This window comes from Paenibacillus sp. MDV22-iso6 (assembly GCF_058408365.1).
This window is the reverse complement of record NZ_JBZVDZ010000002.1, coordinates 356552-376305: the sequence shown is the minus strand read 5'-3', so window position 1 is coordinate 376305 and position 19754 is coordinate 356552. Positions and strand designations below refer to the sequence as shown.

At 46.9% G+C, this 19754-nt stretch carries 18 protein-coding genes and 1 pseudogene; 9 read left to right on the top strand and 10 right to left on the bottom strand.

All coding sequences use genetic code 11. The features are described 5' to 3' along the window. Positions 1-9: 9 nt before the first annotated feature. The 5 genes from AC4PM4_RS07900 to queF all read left to right on the top strand — a co-directional run bounded on the left by AC4PM4_RS07900 (position 10) and on the right by queF (position 3615). Positions 10-714, top strand: coding sequence for an AIM24 family protein (locus AC4PM4_RS07900; RefSeq protein ID WP_063564567.1), 705 nt, complete (start codon positions 10-12; stop codon positions 712-714). Between the two features lie 360 nt (positions 715-1074). Continuing rightward, complete coding sequence (gene queC, locus AC4PM4_RS07895) at positions 1075-1761, top strand: 7-cyano-7-deazaguanine synthase QueC (protein WP_491613412.1); 687 nt, start codon at positions 1075-1077, stop codon at positions 1759-1761. Next, on the top strand, positions 1761-2252 hold the full coding sequence (queD, locus tag AC4PM4_RS07890; protein ID WP_099855749.1) for a 6-carboxytetrahydropterin synthase QueD: 492 nt from the start codon (positions 1761-1763) through the stop codon (positions 2250-2252). The genes queC and queD overlap by 1 nt, the downstream gene beginning before the upstream one ends. Beyond that, a complete protein-coding gene (queE, locus tag AC4PM4_RS07885) occupies positions 2245-2997 on the top strand; it encodes a 7-carboxy-7-deazaguanine synthase QueE (protein WP_491613284.1) in 753 nt (250 codons plus the stop codon). Before queD ends, queE begins: the two co-directional genes overlap by 8 nt. A gap of 126 nt (positions 2998-3123) precedes the next feature. Beyond that, a complete protein-coding gene (queF, locus tag AC4PM4_RS07880; protein ID WP_063564570.1) occupies positions 3124-3615 on the top strand; it encodes a preQ(1) synthase in 492 nt (163 codons plus the stop codon). Positions 3616-3766: 151 nt separating this feature from the next. Here the strand turns inward: queF and AC4PM4_RS07875 are convergent, their stop codons facing one another. Next, the gene (locus AC4PM4_RS07875; RefSeq protein WP_090807974.1) at positions 3767-3979 is read right to left on the bottom strand and encodes a hypothetical protein; all 213 of its coding nucleotides are present in this window, start codon (positions 3977-3979) and stop codon (positions 3767-3769) included. A gap of 217 nt (positions 3980-4196) precedes the next feature. Here AC4PM4_RS07875 and AC4PM4_RS07870 point away from each other — a divergent pair, with 217 nt between their 5' ends. Next, entirely contained in the window at positions 4197-5465 is a 1269-nt protein-coding gene (locus AC4PM4_RS07870) for an MFS transporter (RefSeq protein ID WP_072734461.1), read from the top strand. Between the two features lie 322 nt (positions 5466-5787). Here AC4PM4_RS07870 and AC4PM4_RS07865 read toward each other — a convergent pair whose 3' ends face one another. From AC4PM4_RS07865 to abnA, 7 genes are all read right to left on the bottom strand, one after another. Further along, on the bottom strand, positions 5788-6633 hold the full coding sequence (locus AC4PM4_RS07865) for an EcsC family protein (protein WP_491613283.1): 846 nt from the start codon (positions 6631-6633) through the stop codon (positions 5788-5790). A 201-nt stretch (positions 6634-6834) separates the two neighbouring features. After that, positions 6835-7815, bottom strand: a complete 981-nt coding sequence (locus AC4PM4_RS07860) for a glycoside hydrolase family 43 protein (protein WP_072734404.1) — start codon at positions 7813-7815, stop codon at positions 6835-6837. A 712-nt stretch (positions 7816-8527) separates the two neighbouring features. Continuing rightward, positions 8528-9949, bottom strand: a complete 1422-nt coding sequence (locus AC4PM4_RS07855) for an arabinan endo-1,5-alpha-L-arabinosidase (RefSeq protein WP_491613411.1) — start codon at positions 9947-9949, stop codon at positions 8528-8530. 56 nt (positions 9950-10005) lie between these two features. After that, complete coding sequence (locus AC4PM4_RS07850) at positions 10006-10848, bottom strand: carbohydrate ABC transporter permease (protein WP_063564576.1); 843 nt, start codon at positions 10846-10848, stop codon at positions 10006-10008. 26 nt (positions 10849-10874) lie between these two features. Beyond that, positions 10875-11765 (bottom strand): carbohydrate ABC transporter permease, encoded by an 891-nt coding sequence (locus AC4PM4_RS07845; RefSeq protein WP_062324023.1) that lies wholly within the window; start codon positions 11763-11765, stop codon positions 10875-10877. 243 nt (positions 11766-12008) lie between these two features. Beyond that, entirely contained in the window at positions 12009-13349 is a 1341-nt protein-coding gene (locus tag AC4PM4_RS07840) for an ABC transporter substrate-binding protein (RefSeq protein WP_063564577.1), read from the bottom strand. A gap of 132 nt (positions 13350-13481) precedes the next feature. Next, entirely contained in the window at positions 13482-14441 is a 960-nt protein-coding gene (abnA, locus tag AC4PM4_RS07835; protein ID WP_072734463.1) for an arabinan endo-1,5-alpha-L-arabinosidase AbnA, read from the bottom strand. Positions 14442-14792: 351 nt separating this feature from the next. Here abnA and AC4PM4_RS07830 point away from each other — a divergent pair, with 351 nt between their 5' ends. Both AC4PM4_RS07830 and AC4PM4_RS07825 read left to right on the top strand, forming a co-directional pair. Next, positions 14793-15710 carry an ArsR/SmtB family transcription factor gene (locus AC4PM4_RS07830; protein ID WP_063564578.1) on the top strand — a complete coding sequence of 306 codons (918 nt, stop codon included), beginning with the start codon at positions 14793-14795 and terminating at the stop codon, positions 15708-15710. Positions 15711-15932: 222 nt separating this feature from the next. Beyond that, positions 15933-16460: an NAD(P)H-dependent oxidoreductase gene (locus AC4PM4_RS07825; protein ID WP_274569885.1), complete on the top strand. Its 528-nt coding sequence runs from the start codon at positions 15933-15935 to the stop codon at positions 16458-16460. 87 nt (positions 16461-16547) lie between these two features. On the opposite strand, the gene AC4PM4_RS07820 is transcribed toward AC4PM4_RS07825, so the two are convergent. Both AC4PM4_RS07820 and AC4PM4_RS07815 read right to left on the bottom strand, forming a co-directional pair. Then, on the bottom strand, positions 16548-16907 hold the full coding sequence (locus AC4PM4_RS07820) for a winged helix-turn-helix transcriptional regulator (protein WP_063564580.1): 360 nt from the start codon (positions 16905-16907) through the stop codon (positions 16548-16550). A gap of 42 nt (positions 16908-16949) precedes the next feature. Continuing rightward, positions 16950-17039: pseudogene (locus AC4PM4_RS07815) on the bottom strand (helix-turn-helix domain-containing protein); the annotation flags it as partial. Positions 17040-17444: 405 nt separating this feature from the next. Between AC4PM4_RS07815 and AC4PM4_RS07810 the strand changes: the two are divergent. Then, complete coding sequence (locus AC4PM4_RS07810; protein ID WP_072735210.1) at positions 17445-19745, top strand: helix-turn-helix domain-containing protein; 2301 nt, start codon at positions 17445-17447, stop codon at positions 19743-19745. The last annotated feature ends 9 nt before the right edge of the window (positions 19746-19754 follow it).

Here is a 19754-nt window from a genome sequence, read left to right as displayed (position 1 = left end):
AGCAACCGCATGCACATACACCTGAATAATGCCGAAGCTGGCGGAGCCGGACAAGTGGTCACGTTCTCGTTGATTCAGGACGACCGCCTGCATATTCTCCACCCCCAGCAAATTGTCGCTTTTCGCGGCCCAAGCAGCAGTCGCAATGATAAATTCATGAATATTTCGGGTATCTATCGCAAAAAAAAGCTCATCAAATCCGAAATTACCGGTCCTTGTCAATTTGTGGCCGCCCTGCCTCCCGGATTCACCATGAAGGAAGTTGAACTGAGTGAGAACAGCGATCTGCTGTATGACTTCCGTCACCTTTTCTTCTACTCCGACGGCGTCACGATGCATACCAAAATTCAGAAAATCAAAAACATGCTCATCACTCGGGATGCCGTGAAAATGAAGTTTTCGGGCAAAGGCAAAATTGGTTTGCTGACACAAGGTCAGGTCTGCCAACAGGAACTGCACCCTACCGCCCCACTATACGTGGATGCAGGCAGTATTATCGCCTATCCTGAGAACGCGCAGCTGGAACTTACCGTATACGGGAACAACCTTGCCAGCCAGCATATGAACTATCATTGGAAGATGACAGGACATGGCTCTGTACTCTTTCAGGCCGGTCGTGAAAATCATAGACTGGAACAGGATATGAACGATGAAGGCTTATTTAAGCGAATTCTGAAGGAAGTCATTCCTTTTGGAAATGTATTAATCAAATAAGTCCAGATGACGTTAGGCTCGGTTATAAATGGGTTCTCATGGAAAGCATGCTCACCGTATTGGAAATGTGATATACTGTACCGGACAATTGCAGAAGAAAATCCATGCCTATGGCATGGGAGAGGTTCGCGAACTCCCTCTATAAGACTCGACCTTCATTAAGGTCATTAAGTCTTGCGTACATTTTAGGTAACAACGTACGTAAAAAACTAAGGACACTAGATCGTCCTGCTTTTTTGAAGCAGCCTACGAGAAGGTGTGTTTTTTGATGGATGCCAGTTCATGAACTTCTCTGTTCTTCCGACACTCTGTGCCTATGTGCATGGATTGATCTTAAGAAGATGGAGAGGTTTTTTTATGTTGAACGAAGAAAAAGCAGTCGTTGTATTTAGCGGCGGTCAGGACAGTACAACTTGTTTGTTCTGGGCCAAACAGCAATTTGCCGAGGTTGAAGTGGTTACCTTCGATTACGGCCAGCGTCACAAGCTGGAGATTGAATGCGCCGCAGAGATCGCTCGCGATCTGAGTGTACAGCAAACGGTACTGGACATGAGTTTGTTAAACCAACTCGCGCCTAATGCACTCACCCGTACGGATATGGAGATTACGCATGAAGAAGGCGAACTGCCAAGTACGTTTGTCGATGGACGGAATCTGCTGTTCCTCAGTTTTGCAGCCATTATGGCGAAGCAAAAAGGGGCTCGTCACCTCGTCACAGGTGTATGCGAAACGGATTTCAGCGGATACCCGGATTGTCGGGATTCGTTTGTAAAGTCGATGAATGTTACGCTGAATCTATCGATGGACTACCCATTTGTCATTCACACCCCACTGATGTGGCTGGACAAAGCCCAGACGTGGAAAATGGCGGATGAGCTCGGTGCCTTCGATTATGTGCGGGAGCGCACACTGACCTGTTATAACGGAATTATCGGCGATGGCTGCGGAGAATGTCCTGCCTGCAAACTGCGCAAAGCCGGACTGGATCGCTATCTGGAGCAACGCACGAATTCTGCTACTGTTGGAACTGCGGGAGCGGATGTTTGATGAGAGAGCCTGGAACATTCCGTATTGTGGAGCGGTTGCAGCGGATTGGGGAAGATATCCTTCCTGCCCAGCTTCGTTATCATCGCAAACGCGTGCTTGTCAGCAAGGAGTTTACGTTTGACGCTGCGCATCATCTGCATTGTTATGAAGGCAAGTGCAAGAACTTGCACGGACATACGTATAAAGTTGTTTTTGGCATTAGCGGTTACCCGGGTGAGACCGGACTGACGGTTGATTTTGGACATATCAAGGATATATGGAAAACACAAATTGAAGGGTATCTGGATCATCAGTATTTGAATGAAACCCTTCCCCTCATGAACACAACTGCTGAAAATATGGTCGTCTGGTTGTTCGAGCAGATGGAACACGCCTTGCAGACCGAACCGTATTCAGCACTGACCGAGGGTGGTCGAACAGAGTTTGTCCGCTTATATGAGACACCGACCAGTTACGCTGAGGCCAGACGGGAGTGGATGATCGATGAGTAGCGTGGAACGTAGCAAAGAGGCTCGTATTCCTGTGATGGAGATCTTTGGCCCGACGGTTCAAGGTGAAGGCATGGTTATCGGGCAGAAAACGATGTTCGTCCGCACCGCGGGCTGCGATTATCGCTGTTCCTGGTGTGACTCGGCCTTTACTTGGGACGGCAGTGGCAAGGACCTGATTCGGATGATTACTCCGGAGGATGTGTGGGAGGAATTGCGTCGTGTTGGCGGCTCACGCTTCTCTCATGTGACCATCTCAGGCGGCAACCCCGCCCTGCTCGCTTCGCTGGGCGGATTGGTTAAGCTGCTTCGGGAGAACGGCATCCGCACCGCTGTAGAAACGCAGGGCTCTCGTTGGCAGTCTTGGCTGGCGGACATTGACGAAGTCACCGTCTCGCCCAAGCCTCTCAGCTCAGGCATGAACACTGACTGGGCTGTGCTGGATGATCTGATCCACCGACTGGCTGCTCGTCCGGTGGAACGAAGCCACAGTCTGAAGATCGTAATTTTCGATGAGACAGACTTGGACTATGCCCGCCGTGTGCATGCACGTTATCCGGGCACGGATTTATTTTTGCAAACCGGGAACCCGGATGTCACTTCTGCCGATACGCCAGATCTGGCGTCTTCGCTGCTTGCTCGCTATGAGTGGCTGATTGATCAAGTCAGTGCTTCCGATGATCTGAACGACGTTCGTGTGCTGCCACAGCTGCATACCCTTGTTTGGGGCAACAAACGCGGCGTCTGATGGGCTATTTGGATGGAATAATGGGCGGCATGATGTAATTTTGGGAACATACTAAGGCTAAGATGGCCTATCATATATACCGGTCAGCTTCGTGCGTCGCCGGAAATAAGGAGCGTTTACGAATCCATGAGACAACCTGATGAAATGCAAGATCTAACGTTGCTGGGTAACCAGGGCGTAAAATATACGTTTGAATATGATCCAGGTATTCTGGAAAACTTCGATAACAAACACCCGTACCGGGATTATTTTGTCAAATTCAACTGCCCGGAGTTCACCAGCCTGTGCCCGATCACGGGTCAGCCGGACTTTGCAACGATCTATATCAGCTACATCCCTGATGTGAAAATGGTGGAGAGCAAGTCACTTAAGCTGTACCTGTTCAGCTTCCGCAACCATGGTGATTTCCACGAGGATTGTGTGAACATCATCATGAACGACCTGATTAAGCTGATGGACCCACGCTTCATTGAAGTATGGGGCAAATTCACGCCGCGCGGCGGCATTTCCATCGATCCGTACACCAACTACGGTAAACCGGGGACGAAGTATGAGCAAATGGCCGAGCACCGCATGATGAACCATGATATGTATCCAGAGACGATAGATAATCGTTGATTTGGTAGATACACCAATTATGCTTTGTACAAAATAAAATTATTGAACACACAAAAGCCGAACTCTTCGATCTGAAGAAGTTCGGCTTTTGTTTTTTTGTATGCTATGGAACGTGAGCGTTTGCAACCAATCGTATGGATTGGACTAGCATTCAAGGGTTACTGTCTTCCTTCAGTTCTTTCACTTTTTTGATGTAATGTCTCAGCATAAGTACACCTATAGACTGAACAACCACAAAAAATCCGATAGCAAAGTACAGAGACGTCGATGCAACATAGATAGCCAGAAAAGTCATGACTGCCATAAATAGAATGGTCATCGCCAAATTACGTTTGGCAAGAACATATGGTGATAGCGATTTCATATGGATCAGTCCTTTATCATTTCTGATTTAGTAGAAATTTAATAGTAGATTCTTTAAAGTATATCAATAGTTTACATTAAAATGAGAATGTTAATTTCCCCTGTTCCCCTTGTCGACCTTTCAAATCTGTCCTATTATGTAACAATATGCTTAGGCACATCACATCATCAGGCGCTGATCCCTCGTGACCGCGACCAAAGGAGAACTGTTCATGTCCATGCAAAATTCATTATCCAAAGACGCCGCTGCGCGTTCAAAAGCTCCACCCGGATTGGATGCTCAAGGTACCGTTTATCGGATCTTAATTGCCATCAGTCTGGTCCATTTGTTCAACGATTCAATCCAATCTGTCATTCCAGCTATTTTTCCAATTCTGAAAGACTCCATGCATCTCACGTATACACAGATCGGATGGATTTCGTTTGCAATAAACTTTACTGCGTCCATCATGCAGCCTGTTGTAGGCTATTTTGCTGATAAAAAACCGACACCCTCCATTCTGCCCATCGGCATGGGCTTTACGTTTACCGGTATGCTATTGCTTGCCTTCGCCGACAGTTATATGGCCGTCCTGATCTCCGTCATCTTTGTTGGTCTCGGTTCGGCGGCGTTCCATCCAGAGGGTTCACGGGTATCCCATATGGCCTCAGGGCCTCGTAGAGGTCTGGCTCAGTCGATCTTCCAGGTGGGTGGTAATGCCGGTCAGTCTCTGGCCCCATTGCTCACCAGATGGATTTTCATCCCGTTTGGGTTGTTTGGTGCCATCGGATTCACGGGCATTGCAGCTGCGGGAATTGCGGTCCAAATCTATATCGCTCGCTGGTATGGACGCATGCTGCAATCGGGAGGATATTTGCGCAGACAGGCGGCAGCTCGTCGTGCACCCAATCCAGCATTACGTAAAAAGATTGCTGCTGCCATAACCATTTTGATTCTGCTTGTCTTTGTCCGTTCGTGGTATGTCGCTTCGATCGGCAGCTTCTATGCGTTTAACCTGAAGGATACATTTAACTTGTCCACAGAGGACGCACAGATCTATATCTTCCTGTTCCTGGCGGCTGGGGCTCTTGGTACGTTCTTTGGTGGTCCACTGGCGGATCGCTTCGGTAAACGTAACATGATCTTCCTGTCGATGGCCGGGGCCGCTCCACTGGCGCTTCTGCTGCCTTACGCCAATTTGTTCTGGACAGCCGTGTTGCTGAGTATTATTGGGTTCATCATGTTGTCCAGTTTCTCGGTGACCGTTGTGTATGCGCAAATGCTGATTCCAGGCAAAATCGGAACCGTCTCCGGCCTGATTACTGGTCTGGCATTTGGTATGGGCGGTCTGGGAGCACTCGTGCTGGGGAACTGGATCGACGTGTTCGGCGTATCTCCAGTTATGCAGATGTGCAGCTTCCTGCCACTGATCGGTATCTTCACCTTCCTGCTTCCATCGGATAAGTTGCTGAACCGCTGGGCTGAAGAGAACGGTAGCGAAGAATAAGGAATATAGACATTCAGCCACTTGAAAAGGGGTTTTCGCCTCAATCTGGTTTAGTCATAACTCCTCAAGTTAGCAATAAAAAAAGATAAAAGCGGCGACCTTTTCCCGAATTCCATCGGGGAGAGGTCGCCGCTTTGTGTAGAAATAGATTTTTAACGATATGTTCTGTATGTGGAACATTATGAGAGAATATTTCCTCCATAGTGTATACTGCTGGATGTTCAAAGCTCTCGTAAACTATGTTATTGCGGTTTAAAAGATCATAGAAACCTTGTTTGTTTAACATGTAAATGCATCTCTTCCAGTTAAGTTTTCTGTAACATTATTTCAAACGCTGAAGAATGAGCCGTTTTTTGTACAGCATTTTTCCGGCTTCCGCAACATCACGAATCGTATTTTTGTTGCTTACCGAACCGAATACCATGCCGGCAATCGGAATAAGCTGAAACAGCTTTTTCCAACCAAACGATTCACTGTAGGAATTAAAAACCTCCCGCCAGCCCTGCATTTGAGAGATAACCTCAACCTGCTTGTCCGGATTATCGTAATCGGCGAGTTCATCCATTATTGCTTTTTTGCCCACAATATCAGCAGAGGAGAATTGCAGACATTTGACGATAAATATGCGCTCTTGGGGTTCGTCGGGATCATATCCGTAGCATAACGCCATCTCCTGCAGCACCTTCAGGGAAAGCCCCATCACCATCGGAATATCCGCCGCAATCGTTACAATGCCGCCGATACCTGTTGCGGCCCCTTGTGCAGCAGCAAACCTCGTTCGACTGTCCGTAATGTTATCAGCAGTGCGATCCAATACTTCAAGCGGTAAACCTTCCACACTGTGGATTTTCGTCGTATTCTTCGCCTCTCCATCCTGTTCATCGTAAGAGGTATCGGCCTTCATGGAATAACCGGATTTGATCGCTTCCTCTTGGAGCAGCTCCGCTACCTTCTTTTTCTGGACGAGAAATTTCCCACCATTCTGCACATACTGACCAACTTCGTTCAGCGAGTCTCCAATCTTCTGTTTCAGCGCTTTGGGCATAACTTTATCCAGCATGGCAAATGGCAAACGTCCAATTTTGTCCCAAATAAACAAGTCCTTCTGCCCTTTTTCCCATTTTAAAATCTGTTCCAGCTCCCGGTCCAATGTCTCGCGTGAATCCATATATGGCCTCCTAATATTATGTGTATAGTGAATTGTATACTCCTCATACGCATTGGTCACGGGATGGTTGCTAATATGCAGACCCTCGTATCCGTCTTTATGTCTTCAAGTCTCCCTTCTCAATGTGTACATAAGTAAAAGCCCCTAATCAGCATGGCTCGCTGACTAAGGGCTTACTATATTAAAACTTTAGCAGTATTATTATTTCGCTTCAGCCGCAGCCTTCCCATCTGGAACAGGGACTCCAAAGTCAGGTGTGCCATCTTCGTTCCAGCGAATAACCTGCGCGCGGGCGTGACGGTTTGGATCATAGAGAGGATCTCCCTCGATGTCCTTGTAGTTTCGTGCGTGATAGATCAGAATATCTGTTTTGCCGTCCGGTGATACCGTAAAGCTGTTGTGACCCGGACCATATTGACCATTCGCTTCACACGTTTGGAATACCGGCTTAGGCGATTTCATCCAGCTCGCTGGATCAAGCAAGTCGGCATCCTCATCCGCAGTGAGCAAACCCATACAATAATTATAGTCGGTCGCACTCGCTGAGTAGCCAATGAAGATCCGCCCATTGCGATGCAACACTGCTGCCCCTTCATTTACCTTGAAGCCGATGATCTCCCAATCATATTCCGGTGTAGAAATCATGACCTGCTCACCACGGAGAGTCCACGGATTTTCCATTTCAGCAATGTACAGGTTGGAGTTACCCGGAATGTCCGGGTCCTTTTGCGCCCATACCAAATAACGGGTACCTTTGTGTTCAAACGTCGTTGCATCCAAGGCAAACGTCTCCCAACGCGTCCGAATCTGTCCCTTCTCTACCCACGCGCCTTCGAGCGGGTTGGCCGAGTCATTTTCCAGCACATACATGCGGTGGTCGAAAAGGCCCTCATTGGTTTCGCTGGTATGGGCTGCAGCGTAATGTATGTACCATTTTCCATCGATAAAATGAATTTCAGGTGCCCAAATGTTGGCACTCATCGGTCCTGTATCATGTTTGTGCCACGCCGTTACCGGCTCGGCATCTCTCAACTCTTCCAGGGTTTGTGCACGCCGAATCTCAATCCGGTCAAAGGCTGGCACCGAAGCTGAGAAATAATAGTACCCGTCTGTGTGACGGTACACCCACGGATCAGCTCGCTGCTCCAAGATGGGATTGGTAAATGTAATGGAATCAGTCATGGGAATGCTCCCCTTTCAAATGTGTGTGTATGGCTCGGAGTGAAGATTTGAAAACAGTTGATGGATAAAGTGCAAAAACTATTTTGCTGGTGCACCGTGGACGCTTCGGGGGTGGAAGGGCCTTGTCGCTCTCTTGTCCTCCGATTTCTTTTTCCCCACCGCTCTTGGCGGTTGAAATCGGATGCCAAAGACGCTCCTTCGGCTCCTTCATCCCCCTACGCTGCTTGTGCACCTTAAAAGCAACAGCTTCGCTCTTTCCGCGCTCGCTGAACCAAATCCAACTCCGAGCCATCGGTGTGGCTCTGTATCTATGGGGTCGCGCTTCGCTCGGGTGACTCTCCCCACTGAATGCATGGCTGGCCTTTTTTCTCGGGCCAGCTCTTGGTGCACCGCGGACGCTTCGGGGGTGGCAGGGCCTTGTCGCTCTCTTGTCCTCCGATTTCTTTTTCCCCACCGCTCTTGGCGGTTGAAATCGGATGCCAAAGACGCTCCTTCGGCTCCTTCCTCCCCCTTCGCTGCTTGTGCACCTTGAAAACAACAGCTTCGCTCTAACCGCGCTCGCTGGAATCAAATCTAACTCCGAGCCATCAGTGTGGCTCTGTATCTATGGGGTCGCCCACTTCGCTCAGGCGACTCTCCCCACTAAATGCATGGCTGGCCGTATTTTCTCGGCCAGCTCCAATTCCAAACTTCGAGCCATATCTACGGCTCTCTATTTCTCCGCTGCGCTAATCTGCTTGCCCCAGACGGCAATTCCGCGGTCGCTCAGGCCGGTAACTACAAGGGCTGGCTGGCTTCGCTCCCAGTCCCAGGATGGGAGCAGCTTCAGCTCCTCTGTGGAAGCTCCGCCCCACGGGCTTTCTTTCCACTCCAACGTCAGTGTTTGTTTGCCGTCAAACGTCCATTTGCCTGAACCGTTTTCGCTTTTCACTTTGCCATTGGCTTGCAAAGTGTAAGGCACTGCCTGCACCTGTCCGTCCACCGACGGGTCAACAGCTAGGCCTTCCCACTCCCCGGCGATCATCGACTTCGGAATGTCCTGTGCGTACTCACCTGCATAACGTTCCGGTGACACAACAGGCCAGCCGTCCTTGGTCCACAGCATTTTACGTACATGCAGATACGGCCAGTTTTTATCGGTCTCACCTCTCGCATGATGCACGATATAATAATCGTCTCCATCCTTAAGGACGGAGTTATGTCCAGGTGCAACCCAGCCCTCACCTTCGGTGAAGCGATAGCCACCCAGAATTTTGGTCCCGACTTCGTATTGAGGCAGATGCTCTGTATCCAGCATGTTCATGCCATTTACATCCGTGTAGGGGCCTGTAATCGAATCAGCACGGGCTACACGCACGTTATAATCTTCGAATAAAGAATCATACGAGACGAATAAATAATACTTTTTGAACTCCGGGTTATACACAATATATGGCCCCTCCACCGCACCTTCTTCCGTAGCACGATCACGGGCGGCAATGCGTGTACCATACCCCTCTTCCTTGAACTTTCCGGTTTCCGGATCGAGAGGTGCAATGTATATCCCATCAAAAAAGGAACCGTAGACCATCCACGAATTGCCTTCGGCATCCAATACCGGATTGGCATCGATGGCATTTAACTTATCCTTTTCGTTCTCAGATGTTTTAACAACCAACCCTTCATCTGTCCAAGGACCCTCTGGGGACGAGGATGTCTGCAAACCAATAGCCGAACGCGTACTACCAAAAGATGAAGCCGAATAATACATCCGGTAGGTGTCACCAACCTGAATCACATCCGGTGCCCACAGATTTACTGCCCCAGTCCAATCGAGGGCTTCCTTCGGAATACCCGGCAAAGCCTGACCTACCCATGACCAGTTGATCAGATCATCCGATTTGCGTACCATGACGCCGGGTTTCGCTTCTCCTGCTACACGAACATCGGTCGAATAAACGTAATATCCCTGATCTGTTTTGATAATGGCCGGATCATGCGCATTGTTCACCGTCCAACGGGATTCATCGTCCAGAATGGAGGTGTCATACAATTGGGTATCTTGGGGAGCCTCAGGAAAGACCGGCGGGGACACCGCTTCCCCTGCTCCTTCTCCAGAACAGCCTGTAGCCCCAACCAACAACAGCAGCAACATCGAAGCAACAACTCCTTTTCCTGAATTCGTCCACCCGCGGAATGTTCTCCGCAGATTCATCCTTTCACTCCAGAGATTGCTACCGATTCAATAATCTGTTTCTGGAAGATCAGGAAGATGATCAATACCGGCAACAGAGCAACAATGGACGCTGCCATAATTAGCGGGTAATCCGTCTGGATCGCATATGTGGCATTGAAGTTTGCTATAACGAGCTGCAAGGTCTGTTTTTCAGGTGAATTCAGATAAATAATTGGTGCTAGATAATCGTTCCAGATGCCCATGAACCAGAGAATCAGCTGAGCTGCAATCGCCGGTTTAATGAGCGGAAACGTAATGCTCGAGTACAGTCGGAAATAGGAGCTGCCATCAATTTTCGCTGCTTCAATAATGGCATCAGGCACACTAAGCAGGTATTGACGAAGGAAGAAGATCATGACGACGTTACCAAATAATCCTGGAACAATAAGCGGCAGCAGTGTGTCCACCCAGCCCAGCTTCGAGAACATGATGAATTGCGGAATCATGACTGTCGGATACGGAATCATCATCGATGCGAGCAAAGCTAGAAACAGTTTGTTTTTATGCGGAAATCTCAATTTGGCAAAAGCAAAGGCAGCGATACTTGACGTAAAGGTCCCGACAACGGTAACACTGACCGCCACGATCAAGCTGTTTTTGACCCCGCTGAGTAACGGACCTGCTTCCCAAATTTCCTTATACTTTCCGAATTGGAACACTTCAGGTATCCACACGGGCGGAAGCGCGAACACATCCTGCTTCTCCTTCACGGAAGTGGACAACATCCAGATCAGTGGTGCAATCATCGCAATAGCACCAAGCGCCAAAACGATAAAAATGATAGAGTTTGTTAATTTCCTCTTTTGACTGTATGACATCTCCGGTTCACTCCTTTCCTAGACCATTAATCCCCATCATAGGCTGATTTTTCGTTCATTTTGAATTGCACTAAGGTAATGACAAAAATGAAAATACCAAGAATCATGGCCATCGCAGAGGCATAACCCATTTGCAGGTTGCTGAATGCTTTCTGCCAGATGTAGAAGACAATGGATGCGGATGAATATTCAGGACCACCCGTCGGGGTCATAATGTTCATTTCGGTGAAGATTTGGGAACCACCAATAATGTTTGTAACAACGAGGAAAAAGGTAACCGGCTTCACCATGGGCCAGGTGATGTTGCGGAAGATCTGGAACCCGTTTGCTCCATCCAACTCAGCCGCTTCGTAATATGTACGTGATACACTTTGCAGTGCAGCCAGATACAATAACATCGTATAACCTAGACCTTTCCACACCGTCATAATAATCAGGGCCGGTTTAACTGTGTCTTTGTTTGCGAGCCAGTTAGGGCCTTCAATACCGAATAGATCCAGGAATTGGTTCACTAATCCGTAATCCCCGTTGTACGCCCAGTTCCACATGATGGACACCGCTGCGAGGGAAGAAATGACCGGAATATAATAGATTACACGGAACGTCGTTGTGCCGGGGATTTTACGATTCAGACCCATCGCCAGCAGCAATGCGAGCAACAAACCAATCGGGATACCCAGCATCAAATAAAAGGTGTTGAACATCGCTTTGTAAAACAAATCATCCGTGAGCAAATCCTTAAAATTGGCTAAACCAATAAAGTTCATCTGTCCCAAGCCATCCCAATCCGTAAACGAACCGTACAAGGAATAAAGGAAAGGGAACAGAACAAAGATCAGCAAACCAAGAACCGGAGGCAAAATAAACAAATATCCGTACAGCCTCTCTTTGCGATACAAACTAGATTTTGTAATCACTGCGCTCACCCCTGTTTCTAATATCAGCATGTTGCATGAATCGATGGATGCCTGCTTGATCAATTCATGCAACATGCCCGTATGGAATCCAAAAATGATGCCAGCAGCGTTAATAGCAGGCTGCTGGCACCGGCTTTTTTTGAAAACGGAATCTACTACTCATCCATTTGGCGTAGGCTGATTCTCTCTAGAACCTATGTTTCAATCTTTCCAGCCACATTTTTTCAGCATTTTATAAAATGCTTATTTCTGAGATTTCTTCTCTTGTTCTACTGCTTTGTCTAACAGCTTTTGCATTTTCGGCTGCTGCTGTTTCACATAGTCTGCGGCTGTAATTTTGCCATCCAATACCGGCTGAATGTCAGTGAAGAACAGGTCATACCATTCCGCATTGTACGTGTAGTTCCCTGGAAGAGAACGGCCATAATCTTCTACGATATCAATGAATTCCTGTTTATTGGCTGGTTTCGTTGAAGTATCTTTGGCCCATTCGTCAGCCATGTCGAGAAGATTCGGAATTTGCACTTTGGCATCAACCAACTGCTGCATGCCTTCTTTGGAAGCTGTGAGGTAATTCACCAACTCTGCGGCTTCTTCTGGATGTTTCGTTTTGGCCGATACACCGATACCCAGTGAACCGATCCACGTTGCGGATTTACCCGTAGAGCCCGCAGGGAAAGGCAGCAAATCATATTCGAAAGGCAGTTTCTCGAATGTACTCATATCCCATGGACCTACTGGGAAGAAAGCCATTTCTCCTTTCATCCAGCGTTGGTACGTATCCAATGTCTGCGCTTCCTCAATAGAAGGCGTGATTTTGTATTTATTTTGCATGTCCGCAAAGAACTGCAATGCTTCCGCGAATTTCGGATCATCAATGGTTACCTTTGTTTTGCTATCATCCAACCAGTCTGCACCATTGCTCCATACGAAGGACTGCAGCGCCCATTGTACGTTGAAGCCTGTACCAAATACGTCCGGTTTACCGTCTCCATTCGTATCCTTGGTCGCTTGTTGGTTGACCTTGATGAATTCTTCCCATGTGTAAGGCTTGTCCTTATCAGGGAATGGGATGCCCTCTTTTTCAAATAATGTCTTGTTATAACCGAGTGCAAACGGACCCAGATCTTTCGGCATTCCGTAGATATCGCCCTGACCTGCCATTTTGCCATCATAGCGATACAAGTCCAAACCATATTTCCAGATGTTATTCAGATCTACATCCGCATTATTTTCAACGTAAGGTGTCAGATTCATCAACACATTGCTGTTCACATAGGCTTTAATATCGCCAGGGTTAAAATAGAACACGTCCGGCAAGCTGTTGCCTGTAATGGCAGCTCTCAATTTGGTTGCGTATTGATCCGCAGCTGTAACGATAATTTTAACTTTGACACCTGGATGCTCTTCTTCGAATTTCTTAACAACGGCTTGATATGCCTTCTGTTCATCCGTGCCGCCCCGGAACATAAATGTCAATTCCTTGTCCCCGCTTGAACCGCTGCTTCCTCCGCAACCCGCAAACACGAGTGCACTTACCAGCATTAGAAGCATAAGTGTGACTAAACTCTTTTTCTTTACCATCTGAACCCCTCCTGATCTGGATTTGTAACCGTATTCAATTAGGTGAAATAAGATTTCTGTTGTTAAATTTATCAAATCCAGATCACTTTAGTCAATACTTTATTAAAACATTTTATATTTATTTAAAACAAATCAGTACGTTGGCCATCCGCTGGAATCCCACAGCAAGTCGTTGATTAGTAATTTCGGATTGCCGTTATCGTCAGCATCGTAGGCATGGCGCGCAATTACATTACCGTTATACACATCTTGACCGCCCGGCCCTTTCCACTTGGCATTCCCCGAATCCAATATGGTTCCGCCGCCATTCAACATGTTCACACCGTTTTTGTCCACATACGGACCTGTAATACTCGTTGAACGTCCATAGACCATTTTGTACGTGCTATTCACGCCCTGGCAGCAGGAATCAATCGAGGCAAACAAGTAATAATAACCATTACGGTATACAATACTTGGTGCTTCGATGGCCCCGCCATTATTCGGACGCGCCGCAATGGAGGAGATGCTTCCAGTCGGTTTCATCGTGGTTTTGTCGAGCTTCACAATCTTCAGACCGCTCCAGAAAGAACCGAAAGCGAGCCAAGGGTTGCCTGAAGCATCGATGACCAGATTCGGATCAATAGCGTTATAATCGTTGGCGGTTGTGGTTTGAAGCACTAACCCCTCATCCTTCCACTGGCCTGCTCCAATGCTGGTTGCAGACGCAAGCCCGATCGCCGATCTGTTGGAGCCAAAGGTAGAGATAGAGTAATAAAGCCACACTTTTCCGTTATACTGCTCAACGTCAGGTGCCCATACATCCAGACCACTCTGTCCCGGAACGGCAGAGGCCCACCAGGATGGCTTGCTCAGAAAAATCTGCGGAACGCGGTACCATGAGGACCCGTTATCCGATTTCAGTACCTGAATGCCAGCACCGGTTGAAAAGGTATACCATGAGCTGCCTTCTTTGATGATGGATGGATCGTGGACGGCAATATCGCCGGTCAGATTCCAAAATGCCGCGAATGCCCTGGACTGGCCCGCCAATAGCAAAACAAGTACAACCAGTGCAGGTAATGCCCAACGTTTCTTCCTGAATCCTGTCATTCCTTTGAACTTTTCCAAACCGAATTCCACCTCTCCTGATCAAATAGTTAATTTGGTTCATGAAGTATTAAATCAATTTAGGTATACTAGGATTATAAAAGCGGTTACATTACATTTCAATGGTATATTTCAAATATATATGAAATGATTTAAGTTATTTTTTAAAGTAAATATTCAAAATTTTATGAATAATACGCTCATTTATGCTATGTATACAAGGGATTCGGCTTTCTTTTCTCGCCCTTCCCTTCCATCCGGTAATCATTTATAATTATCTAAAACAAACCATATAAATGTGCAGAAGCCTGGATCAGAAGGGCTTTGTTCAGAACGTGGAAAGGAAAACCACCTATGATTTATATTAAAGATCTGATGTCTGGCGTTAATATTTTCAAGGCACTCAGTTCGGAAATCCGAATCCAGATTATTGAGTTGCTTGCCAAGAACCAGAGTCTTAACCTCAATGATCTCGCAACCAAACTGGGGCTCAGCAATGGCGCCATTACAATGCATATTAAGAAATTGGAAGAAAGCGGCCTGATTGAGATCAATACTGCGGTTGGCAAACATGGAATTCAGAAGATTTGTTATCTCAATGAGGAAAAACTAATGGTAGACCTGCGTTCACAGGAGATTTTTAACCGATACGAGGTTGAAATTCAGGTAGGTCATTATAGCGATTATCAGGCAGCTCCTACATGTGGTCTCGCTACCCGAGACAGCATCGTCGGTGAGTTCGATGATCCGCGTTACTTTGCTGATCCGCTCCGTATTGATGCGGAGATGATTTGGCTGGCCGAAGGTTATCTGGAATATCGCATTCCCAACTACCTTAAGCCTAACCAGACGTTCAGCGAAATCCAGTTGTCCATGGAATTGGGTTCAGAAGCACCAGGTTTTTGCGATAACTACCCTTCGGATATTTATTTCTACGTCAACGGCATCGAGATTGGCTGTTGGACGAGTCCAGGAGATTTTGGCAATACCCGAGGTACGTTCAATCCAGACTGGTGGCCACCACATCTGAATCAATACGGGATGCTGAAGCTGATCCGCATCACCCAAGAGGGCAGCTATATTGATGGATGCCGCATCTCCGATGTTACTCTGGACCAGATTGGCCTGGATTACAAAAGCGATATCCACTTTCGAATCGCTGTAACGGACGGACCAGTGAACAAACGGGGATTGACGATCTTTGGTAAAAATTTCGGCAATTACGGCCAGAACCTGCTTGCGCGTGTACTCTATAATGTGCAAGAGGAATAGATCAACGAATAGACATTGTCATCATAAAATAAAGCATTAAAACAGCCGTCAGTTGAGAAACTGACGGCTATATTCATTTCTTTCACCCAATCTCGCCAAGATGTTCTTCAGGAAGGGTGCTTACCTTGAGGTAAGTACATGTACTAAAAGTGCGTACTTACATCTCGGCAATACTCCCTTTATACTCAAGAAACATTATAGCTTAGGGAGGAAGAATTCATTTTGAAAACACTTGTCATCGTAGCACATCCCAACCTGGAAACGTCGGTCATTAACAAACGATGGATAGAAGAACTCCAACAATATCCGGAAAAATATACGATACATGAACTATATAAAGTTTACCCTGATGGACGTATTGATGTGCAGCAAGAACAGCAGCTTATTGAAGCTCATGACCATCTGGTCCTGCAATTTCCGTTCTATTGGTTCAGCAGCCCACCCCTTCTTAAACAATGGCTGGATGAAGTTTTTACTTATGGCTGGGCTTACGGCTCCAAGGGCGACAAATTGCAGCAACGCAAAGTCGCCTTGGCCGTATCTGCCGGAATTAAAGAGGCGGATTACACGGAAGAGGGCAAATATCGCTATACCCTTGAACAACTGCTAACTCCTTTTGAGACGACCTTCTATTACTGCGATGCCGATTATCGACCATTCTTTGCCTTCTATGGTGCAGAACACGAGCCTGCGGCAAATGAATTGGAACAAAGCGCACAAAACTATTTACGTTTCATGGATAACCTATAATACTCACTCCAAGCAGATCAAAAAAGCAGTATCTCCGATTCAGGAAGATACTGCTTTTTTTAATTTTTTAATCTCACAACCTGATCGTTAGCCTTGCATTAACCCCGGGGCAGACACCATATTGGCTTCTCCCCAATCACACATCATATCTAACAGTGGCATTATTGATTGTCCTCGTTCCGACAATGAATATTCAACTTTGGGTGGAATTTGGGGATATTCTTTGCGTAGAATCAGATCATGTTCCTCCAGCTCCTTAAGCATGACGCTCAATGTTTTGTGAGAAATGGTACCAATGCTTCGCTTCAATTCATTATGTCGCATCACCTTGTTTTCAGACAGCCAATACAGAATAACCATTTTATATTTACCGTTTACCAAGGACAGCGTATATCCAAAGCCGGTATCTTTTAGAGCTACGCCAGTTGGAACACAGGTTTCTCTCATACTCACCCCTCCTTCTTTCGTTCATCACACCACAGCGGATTATTATAGAGATTGCCTGTACGTTTTGGGAGACATGCCATACGCCTTTGTGAACTGCCGGGTAAAATAATTGCTATCGTTAAACCCGCATTCATTAGAAAATTGGCTTTAAACTAATTCAAATAGGCGTTACTCAACAATTCGCCCTCCATAGTTCATGTTGGGATGAATGTCTATATCATGCTACTCCATGGCCGAAAAATCAAGGTTTGCTGATCCTTGGATCGATATAATTCCTCATGTACAGAAGCAAATGAACCTCTCATAAAAAAAGCCCTTCCATAGCTTTACACCTGTTATTCTCACCGAGTTCCTCTTCTTTCATGTGACTTTCTTCCTGTTTGCTCTGAAACTTAGAAAAGATTCATTGATTTATTGGAGAAGTTCTCCTAATATTTTTAGTAGGAACACCCAGCGGCTCGGCATCATGGTAATACTTCACTGTCTTTATGAGAGCGCTATCGCTGCAGCTCTAAAGAAAAACGGGAGGTTGCAGATATGAAATGGAATCACTTCAAGTCCAAGCTTCTGCTTAAGTACACACTATCCTATATCTCCATTTTCCTTATACCTCTTGTTATTTTAACTATTATTATTTATCACAATGCTGTGGACACGCTCCGTTCAGAGATTGAACAGACCAATGTCAATCAGTTGACCCAAGCAAAAACGGTCATTGATGACCGCATGAAGGAATTACAGGACATCGCATTTCGTATCGCCTATGATGAGCAGCTAACCCGTTATTGGACTCACCATCCCTACTATAGCCGGGAATCAATTGCTGCCTTGGTCAAATACAAAGCCACCAGTTCCATTATCGATGAGCTATTCCTGTTCTTCCGCGGAGATGATAGCATCTACTCGTCTCAGGGCTCTGAGAACCTGGATGTATTCACGGGCCGCTACAAATTTAATACATGGAACAAAACGGACATGATCCGGGATTTGAATAACGTTCAGTTTCCCACGATACGACCAGCTGAACAAGTCGTTCAAGGAACCAAAGTACCCAATTCCATGCTGGCCTACCTTGTACCGATTGCACCTAACAATACGCCCGCCCACGGCACTGTCATGTACCTGATTCACGAGTCCAATCTGACCGGATTGATTGATTCCATTCTCAGCGACTACCATGGGATGACTTATATTTTCGATAATTATGGGCAGGTGCTGGCCGCTAATTATAAGGGGGAAACCATTACCGAACAGGAAGTCAAATCCCTGTTTGAACTTGAGCCGGGAACACACAGCCTCTCCTTGAATCAAGAACCGCATTCGGTGGTATCCGTCAAATCAGACGCGGGCTGGACTTATGTAACCGCTATGCCAAGCAATCAATTTTTCAGCCGAATCGTCCATATTCGTACCTTTGTTGTTCTTGTTTTCTCCTTCATGGTGGTGATGGGCACCTTTCTCGCCATTTTGTTGGCCCGAAGACAATACCATCCGATTTCAGACTTGATGGAGTTTATCCGTTTAAAGAATAATCCTGAACCTTCCACAACCAGCAACGAGCTGGAATGGATCAAGAAAACGCTGCATGATTACAGCCAGCGTGTGGACCTTCAGGAGCCCTACGCTCGTAATCATATTCTGCTTATGTTACTGAAGCATGGTCATACCGGAGAGCTCCCTTCTGAGTTTACGGATAATCTCGGCATACGCTTTAACCGATCCCATTATTTTGTTATGACCTTGGGATTGGAAATGCACGATCTTCCCCGCGGAGATTATCCCGAACAGCGTACTGTTATGCAGCTGATCAACGATATGGAACTGCCCGAGTTGTCTGCTTATGCTTACGGCGTGGAGCTTCCACAGCCAGACCAAGTGGCCCTCATCGTCGGATTTGATGCCGAGGTCGGGCATGAATCCAGCTTGAATGCTCGTATGGAGTCTATTGTTGAATCACTACAATTGATGGTGGCAGAACACGTCGGACTCGCTCCCGCGATCGGGATCGGTAACAGCTATAGTTCTCCATTGCAGCTGAACCAATCCTACATCGAGGCATCAACCGCGCTGGAAGCATCCATGCTGCACGGACAGGGCAGCACTACCTTCTTTAACGCCCTTTCCGGTTCCGGTGCACAGGATTCTTCCTTCTGGGTACCTAAGGATGTGCTGCTGAAGCTGGTTCAAAGCTTAAAACAGGGCAGTTACGATGTGGCAGTTCAGATGGTATCAACTGCGTTGAATACCCTGAAATCCGAAATGCCGTCTGTACCATTGCTGCGCTGCATCTGCTTCGATATTCTGAATACGATGCTCAAAACGGCCTCGGAACTTGGCATTCATCACGTGGTTAATCAACTTCCAAGGATCACTTCCTACGACTCGTTAGAGGATTTGGAGAAAAAATTGACAGGACTTGCCGCCGAAATCTGCGCTCATGTCGAGGCGAAGAGCGAGACGGAAGAAAGCTCCCTTATGGATGAAATTGTCGCTTATATTGATGCCAATTTCTCCGATTACGACCTTAGCCTGGGTACGATTTCATCGAAATTCACGATCTCTTCATCGTATTTCAGCCGTTCCTTCAAAGAGAAGATCGGCATGAACTTTACCCAATATATTTGGCAGAAACGAATGGATGAAGTTATCCGACTGCTGCTGCATACGACCGACCCGTTAAAAGATATCATCACTCGCGTCGGCTATCTGGACACACCGAACTTCATCCGTAAATTCAAGAAAGAGACAGGTTACACACCTGGACAGTACCGGAAAATGCACCGTCCCAACGACTCCGCCGATTCCCCGGAAGATGACGACGAAGAATGTCTTGGATAATGGATGGAT

What these genes read in the sequence shown, in the direction of transcription:
- AC4PM4_RS07860 (WP_072734404.1), bottom strand. Translation starts at nt 7,815, where the DNA reads ATGACTGATTCCATTACATTTACCAATCCCATCTTGGAGCAGCGAGCT.
- AC4PM4_RS07875 (WP_090807974.1), bottom strand. Translation starts at nt 3,979, where the DNA reads ATGAAATCGCTATCACCATATGTTCTTGCCAAACGTAATTTGGCGATG.
- AC4PM4_RS07820 (WP_063564580.1), bottom strand. Translation starts at nt 16,907, where the DNA reads ATGAGAGAAACCTGTGTTCCAACTGGCGTAGCTCTAAAAGATACCGGC.
- AC4PM4_RS07850 (WP_063564576.1), bottom strand. Translation starts at nt 10,848, where the DNA reads ATGTCATACAGTCAAAAGAGGAAATTAACAAACTCTATCATTTTTATC.
- AC4PM4_RS07900 (WP_063564567.1), top strand. Translation starts at nt 10, where the DNA reads ATGCACATACACCTGAATAATGCCGAAGCTGGCGGAGCCGGACAAGTG.
- queE (WP_491613284.1), top strand. Translation starts at nt 2,245, where the DNA reads ATGAGTAGCGTGGAACGTAGCAAAGAGGCTCGTATTCCTGTGATGGAG.
- AC4PM4_RS07870 (WP_072734461.1), top strand. Translation starts at nt 4,197, where the DNA reads ATGCAAAATTCATTATCCAAAGACGCCGCTGCGCGTTCAAAAGCTCCA.
- AC4PM4_RS07865 (WP_491613283.1), bottom strand. Translation starts at nt 6,633, where the DNA reads ATGGATTCACGCGAGACATTGGACCGGGAGCTGGAACAGATTTTAAAA.
- queD (WP_099855749.1), top strand. Translation starts at nt 1,761, where the DNA reads ATGAGAGAGCCTGGAACATTCCGTATTGTGGAGCGGTTGCAGCGGATT.
- abnA (WP_072734463.1), bottom strand. Translation starts at nt 14,441, where the DNA reads ATGACAGGATTCAGGAAGAAACGTTGGGCATTACCTGCACTGGTTGTA.
- AC4PM4_RS07840 (WP_063564577.1), bottom strand. Translation starts at nt 13,349, where the DNA reads ATGGTAAAGAAAAAGAGTTTAGTCACACTTATGCTTCTAATGCTGGTA.
- AC4PM4_RS07810 (WP_072735210.1), top strand. Translation starts at nt 17,445, where the DNA reads ATGAAATGGAATCACTTCAAGTCCAAGCTTCTGCTTAAGTACACACTA.
- AC4PM4_RS07830 (WP_063564578.1), top strand. Translation starts at nt 14,793, where the DNA reads ATGATTTATATTAAAGATCTGATGTCTGGCGTTAATATTTTCAAGGCA.
- AC4PM4_RS07855 (WP_491613411.1), bottom strand. Translation starts at nt 9,949, where the DNA reads ATGTTGCTGCTGTTGTTGGTTGGGGCTACAGGCTGTTCTGGAGAAGGA.
- queF (WP_063564570.1), top strand. Translation starts at nt 3,124, where the DNA reads ATGAGACAACCTGATGAAATGCAAGATCTAACGTTGCTGGGTAACCAG.